The following is a 6,365-nucleotide window of genomic DNA, read 5'->3' as shown; positions in this document are numbered from 1 at the left end:
CACCACCAGCTGGGGCCCGGCCGTTGTGGGGATCTCAGGGTCGACGTTGGCGGTGGTGATGGTGAAGTCGTCGGGTTCGGGCAGCAGATAGCCGATCTCGGTGAGGAACTGGCGGTACGCCTCCGGGTCGTGGGGCTCGATGACACGATGCCGGTGCCACTTGTCGATTTGGGCTTGCAGCTCGTCGCGGCGGTTGAGCAGCTCCTGGTTCTGCGGGCTCAGGTCGGTCACGACCTTGTCGACGCCCGCCCAGAAGCTGTCCGGATCGATATCGGTGCCCGGCAGTGCCTCAGTGTTGACGAAGTCGTACAGCACCCGGGCGACGCGCAGGTTCCCCACCGGCACGCGATCTGTCATCGTTCCTCCTCACTGGCAACTAGCCCAGCCTACCGGCCGGCAGCCTGACTACCCGCAGTCGACGGCCCGCAACAGCAGGTCACACCGGGCCAACAGCGCGGCCCGCAGCGGCGCGGCGCGCTGCGCGACCGCGCTCTGGCAACGCACGTACTCGGCACGGCCGGCGCCGTGTTCAACAGCGATCGGCGAGTACCCGTAGCCGCTGAGATCATACGGGCTGGCCCGCATGTCGACCTCGCGGGCGGCCGCGGCGAGTTGCAGGCAGTCAAGCAACAGGTTGGAGTCGATTAGGGGGCCCAGCTTGTAGCACCACTTATAGAGATCCATCGCGGCATGCAGACACCCGGGCTGCTCGGTGGCGACCTGCGAGGCCCGGCTGAGCTGACCGGCGTTGCGCGGCCGCGCCGAGTCGGTGAAGAACCGAAACGCGTCAAAATGCGTGCACCGCAACGGCATTGACTCCACCACCGCATCGGTGGCCGCTGCGGACAGTCGCAGCGGGACGCGATCGTGGCGCACCGCGTCGGTGCGATACACCATGGCCCATTCGTGTAGCCCGAAGCAGTTGAGCGCAGCGGGCCGCTGCGCGGTGGCTCGCAGTAGCTGGGACACGAACCGACACATGCCCAGCCGGCTGCGCAGAAAGACGTCGCCGACCGTGACACCTTCACCGAGCAGGGTGTAGCCGCGGCGCCCGCCGTAGCGGCGCAGCGCCTCATCACCGGCGAGCTCCACACCAAAACCCGGATGCCAGCATCGCAACTGGCCGGGCCGCATGCGGTAGTAGCTGAACAGGAAATCCCACACCGGATGCGACTCGCCGGCTTGGCGGCGTTTGGCGTGCGGTGCCATGAATTCCTCGACCCGGCGGCGGTAAGCGTCGGCGCGCGACCTCCACTGCTGCGGGTCGAGCCGCAGAGTTGGACGGACCTGCTGCTCAGACATGGTGCATTTCGTCGCGCACGGTGCCGACCAGATCTTCCACCAGGTCCTCCAGCGCAACCATCGCGACCACTTCGGCGTCGGAGGTTGCCAGCGCCAGATGGCTCTTACTGCGTCGCAACCGTGACAGCGCCTCGGCCAGCGGCAGCGACGCCGGCATCCGCGGCAGCGGGCGCACCGTGGCGAGATCGATTACTGCATGCGGGTCTTGGTTTTCCGTGAGGCCCAGCGACAGCACGTCTTTGATGTGCAGGTAGCCGATGAAACTGCCGCCGAGGTCGACCACCGGAAACCGGGAGTAGCCGGTTTCGGCCAGCGCCTCTTCGACCGCGCCGACCGTCGGCCCACAGCCGGCGGCGGCCACCGGCACCGCCCGAACGCTGTGGATCGGAACGGCTACATCGGCTACGACGCGATTGCGGATCTGCAGCGCCCGGGTCAGCCGAGTGTGCTCTTCGTGATCCAGCAGGCCTTCTGACACCGATTCGGCGATCATCTCGCTGAGCTCGACCGTGGAGACCGTGACGTCCAGCTCGTCTTTGGGCTGGGCCCGCAGCAGCCGCAAGATCGCGTTGGCGCTCCAGTTGTAGAACGCGATCAGCGGGCGCACGGCCCGCACGTAGAGCAGATACGGCGGAATCAGCAGCATCGCCGCTTTCTCGGGGCCGGCGATCGCGATGTTCTTGGGCACCATCTCGCCGAGCAGCACGTGCAGCATGACCACAATCGCCAGCGCGACCACGAAAGACACAGTGTGCAGCAGCGCGCCGGATACGCGCAGGATCGCGAATGGTGTCTGCAGCAGATCGGCGACCGCGGGTTCGCCGAGGCGGCCCAGCAGGATCGAGGACACGGTGATGCCGAACTGCGCCCCGGCGAACATCAGCGGCAGCTGCTCGCCGGCCCGGATCACGGTGACCGCGCTTGCCCTGCCCTGCTCGGCGAGGGCTTCGAGCCGGTCGCGACGCACTGAGATCAGCGAGAACTCGGCGCCCACAAAGAACGCGTTGGCCCCGACCAGCAGCAGGGTCAGCAGCACATCGAGAATGTCGCGCATCATTTGCCCCGCTCGCCGTCGCCGTTGCGCCGACCCAGCTCGGTCAGCTCGAGCACGTCGATGCGACGGCCGTCCATCCGGACCACCTTCGCCAGCCAGCGAATCGAGTTGTCCGACGGGCCGTCCGGTTCGAACGCCGTCAGCTCGACCGTTTCGCCGGCCACCGGTATATGGCCGAGCTCCTGGAGCACCAGCCCGCCGATCGTTTCGTATTGGCCCTCGGGTGCGCGGTAGCCGGTGGCCGCGGCCACCTCGTCGATTCGCAACAGTCCTGAGACCCGCCAGCCGTTACCGGCCGCGACCACATCCGGGCTGGCGTCGTCGTGCTCGTCGCGGACGTCGCCGACGAGCTCCTCGATCAGATCCTCTACGGTGACCATTCCGGCGGTGCCGCCGTACTCGTCGACAACAAGCGCGGCCTGCAGCCCGTTGGCGCGGATCTGGGCCATCACTGCGTCGCCGTCCAGTGTCGAGGGCACCACCGCGACCGGCTGCGCCACCGCCGTGAGTTTGGTGTGCGCGCGGTCAGCAGGCGCTACTTCGAAGACCTGCTTGACGTGCACCATGCCGACGGTTTGGTCGAGGTCGCCGTCGACGATCGGGAAGCGCGAGAACCCGCTCTCAGTCGCGGTGGCAACCAGGTCGGCGACGGTGTTGTCGGTCTGTAAGGCCACGATCTTGGACCGCGGCGTCATCAGCTCTTCGGCGGTCAAGGTGCCGAACTGCAGCGACCGTCCGACCAGCGCCGCGGTGACCGGGTCCAGCGAGCCGGTGCGCGCCGACGTCCGCACCAGCGACACCAACTCCTGCGGTGAGCGGGCCGAGCGCAGGCGCTGGGCCGGTTCGACGCCCAGCTTGCGCAAAATCCAGTTCGCCGCGCCGTTGGTCAGCCGGATAGCGGGTGTGAAGACCAGCGAAAACAGCAGCTGCAGGCCCGCGACCGCGCGTGCCGTCGACAGCGGGCTCGCCACCGCCAGGTACTTGGGCACCAGCTCGCCGAACACCATCGACAGCGACGTGACGATCACCAAAGCGACAAACGTGATGATCCCGTCGGCCACCCGGTCCGGTATGCCGAACGCGTCAAGTGCCGGATGCGGCAGTTCGGCCACCAGCGGCTCGGTGAGGTAACCGGTGACCAGGGTGGTGATCGAGATACCCAACTGCGCGCCGGACAGCTGAAACGACAAGGTGCGGTGCGCGCGCCGCACATAGTGGTCACGACGCGCCCCACCGCGCGCCTGGGCGTCGACGGTGCTGCGCTCCAGCGTGGTCAGCGAAAACTCGGCCGCCACGAAGATCGCGGTGCCGGCGGTGAGCGCCATGATCGCCAGCAGGCTCAGCACGGTGATGACGACGCTCATCGGCGGCGCTGCGCCCCGGCTGCATTCGACGAGGCTGAAGGGATTGCCGGAGACCGTTTCTGCGCCACCGGCCATTCGACCCGCACGCCAATGGCCCCGACGGGTGCCTTTGGCACGTGGCCCCTTTCTGCCGGTCTACCCAACGGTCACCTGAAGCTCACATCGTAGCGAAAACGCGCGGCGCGTCGTTGCTGCGACTGTGTCCCGTCACCAGCCGAACGGCAACGGGTGACCCTCGGCGAACCCCGCTGCCGACTGAACCCCGATCACCGCCCGCTCGTGTAGTTCCGCCAGGGTCGACGCCCCGACATAGGTGCACGTGCTGCGCACCCCGGAGGTGATGTGGTCGATGAGGTCCTCGACGCCGCCGCGGTCGGGGTTCAGCCCCATCCGCGACGTCGAAATCCCTTCCTCGAACAACGCTTTGCGGGCCCGGTCGAAGGCGCTGTCGGCTGCGGTGCGGGCCACCACCGCTCGCTTGGACGCCATGCCGTAGCTCTCTTTGTACGGCTGGTTGTCGCGGTCGCGCATCAGATCGCCGGGCGATTCGTAGGTGCCGGCGAACCACGAGCCGATCATCACGTTGGCGGCGCCGGCCGCCAGCGCCAGCGCCACATCCCGCGGATGGCGCACTCCGCCGTCGGCCCATACGTGGCCACCCAGTTCGCTTGCCGCGCAGGAACATTCGACGACGGCCGAGAACTGCGGTCGGCCGACACCGGTCATCATCCGGGTGGTGCACATCGCACCGGGGCCCACGCCGACCTTGACGATGCTCGCGCCGGCGTTGATCAGATCCCTGGTGCCCTCGGCTGACACCACGTTGCCCGCGGCCAGCGGCACGCCGAGGTCCAGCGATGCGACCGCCTTGATCGCGTCGAGCGTCTTGACCAGGTGCCCGTGCGCGGTATCGATGACCAGCACATCGACGCCGGCCTCGACCAGCGCCTGCGCCTTGGCGCCCACCTCACCGGTGATGCCGATCGCCGCGCCGATACGCAGCCCCCCGGCGGCGTCGGTAGCCGGGGTGTAGATACCGGCGCGAAGGGCTCCGGTGCGGGTCAGGACGCCCACCAACGTGCCGTCCGCCGCAGTCAACACGGCCACGTCGATCGGCGCGTGCTCGAGCAAGTCGAACACCTTGCGCGGGTCGGTGCCCACCGGGGCGGTGACAAAGTCCGTGGTGGCGACGTCACGCACCCGGGTGAAGCGGTCCACGCCCATGCACGACGATTCGGTCACCAGCCCGATGGGACGGCCTTCGAAGACTACGACCGCGGCGCCGTGGGCGCGTTTGTGGATCAGCGCCATGGCATCCGACACCGAATCGTCGGGAGCCAGTATCACCGGCGTGTCGACGACCAGGTCTCGGCTTTTGACGAATTCCACCGTCTGCTGCACCGCGGTGATCGGAAGGTCTTGCGGCAGCATCACAATGCCGCCGCGGCGGGCCACCGTCTCGGCCATCCGGCGGCCGGCGACCGCGGTCATGTTGGCGACCACCACCGGGATCGTGGTGCCGGACCCGTCGTGGGTGGACAGATCGACGTCGAAGCGCGACGCGACGTCGGACCGGTTCGGCACGATGAACACGTCGTCGTACGTCAAGTCGTAGCCGGGACGGTGCCCGTCCAAAAACCTCATTGGTTATGCCCCAGTCGCTTCGCCCTGCATCGCCGCCCCGGCTCGATTGTCCGGCTTCTCCTCATCGCTCCACTCTGCATCGGCGCCGGACGGCCTATGCCGGTACCTCGCTGCGGTCCCCGCCCCACAACGTGTGGAACTTGCCCGGCGCGTCGATGCGCGCATAGGTATGCGCGCCGAAGAAGTCGCGCTGCGCCTGCGTGAGTGCCGCCGGCAGCCGTTCGGTGCGCAATGCGTCGTAGTACGACACCGCCGAGGAGAACCCGGGAATGGGGATACCCAATTGGGTAGCGGTGGACACCACGCGGCGCCAGCCGTCGATCGCTGATTCGACGGCGCTGCGGAAATACGGTGCGACGAGCAGGCTGACCAAGTTCGGGTCGGCGTCGAAGGCTTCTTTGATGCGGTTGAGGAATTTCGCCCGGATGATGCAGCCGCCGCGCCAGATCGTCGCCAGGTCGCCCGGTGTGATGTCCCAGCCGTATTCGGCGCTGCCGGCCTGGATCTGGTTGAACCCTTGCGAATACGCGACGATCTTCGAGGCGTACAGGGCCTGGCGGATGTCTTCGGTGAAGGTCTCGGGATCGCCGGGCCGCTCGCCGAGCCGGCCTGACGCCAGCCCAGTGGTGGCCTTGCGCTGGGCCACCGATCCCGACAGCGCGCGGGCGAACACCGCTTCGGCGATCCCGGTCACCGGCACACCCAGATCCAGCGCCGACTTGACGGTCCAGCGGCCGGTGCCTTTCTGCTCGGCCTCGTCGACGATGACGTCGACCAGCGGTTGGCCGGTCCTGGCGTCGATCTGGCGCAGCACTTCTGCGGTGATCTCGACCAGGTAGCTGTCCAGATCGCCGGTGTTCCACTCGCTGAACACGTCGGCGATCTGCGGCGCGGTCAGCCCCAACCCGTCACGCAACAGCTGGTAGGCCTCGCCGATGAGCTGCATATCGGAGTACTCGATGCCGTTGTGCACCATCTTGACGAAATGCCCGGAGCCGTCG

The 6,365-nt window shown here is 67.7% G+C and carries 5 protein-coding genes and 1 pseudogene; all 6 read right to left on the bottom strand.

Going from position 1 to position 6,365, the window contains the following annotated elements; all coding sequences use genetic code 11:
- A pseudogene (locus tag ACFE99_RS21280) lies at positions 1–357 on the bottom strand (malate synthase G); the annotation flags it as partial.
- A gap of 48 nt (positions 358–405) precedes the next feature.
- On the bottom strand, positions 406–1,302 hold the full coding sequence (locus ACFE99_RS21275; RefSeq protein WP_375488387.1) for a 3-methyladenine DNA glycosylase: 897 nt from the start codon (positions 1,300–1,302) through the stop codon (positions 406–408).
- Complete coding sequence (locus ACFE99_RS21270) at positions 1,295–2,356, bottom strand: hemolysin family protein (protein WP_375488388.1); 1,062 nt, start codon at positions 2,354–2,356, stop codon at positions 1,295–1,297. The genes ACFE99_RS21275 and ACFE99_RS21270 overlap by 8 nt, the downstream gene beginning before the upstream one ends.
- Entirely contained in the window at positions 2,356–3,720 is a 1,365-nt protein-coding gene (locus ACFE99_RS21265; RefSeq protein WP_375488386.1) for a hemolysin family protein, read from the bottom strand. Before ACFE99_RS21265 ends, ACFE99_RS21270 begins: the two co-directional genes overlap by 1 nt.
- A gap of 207 nt (positions 3,721–3,927) precedes the next feature.
- A complete protein-coding gene (locus ACFE99_RS21260) occupies positions 3,928–5,364 on the bottom strand; it encodes a GuaB1 family IMP dehydrogenase-related protein (protein WP_375488385.1) in 1,437 nt (478 codons plus the stop codon).
- Between the two features lie 94 nt (positions 5,365–5,458).
- Positions 5,459–6,365, bottom strand: a 907-nt coding sequence (gene gndA / locus ACFE99_RS21255) for an NADP-dependent phosphogluconate dehydrogenase (RefSeq protein ID WP_375488384.1), incomplete at its 5' end; no start/stop codon positions are given.

This window comes from uncultured Mycobacterium sp. (genome assembly GCF_964249325.1).
Classification (GTDB): Bacteria; Actinomycetota; Actinomycetes; order Mycobacteriales; family Mycobacteriaceae; genus Mycobacterium.
This window is presented reverse-complemented; position numbering and strand designations above follow the sequence as displayed.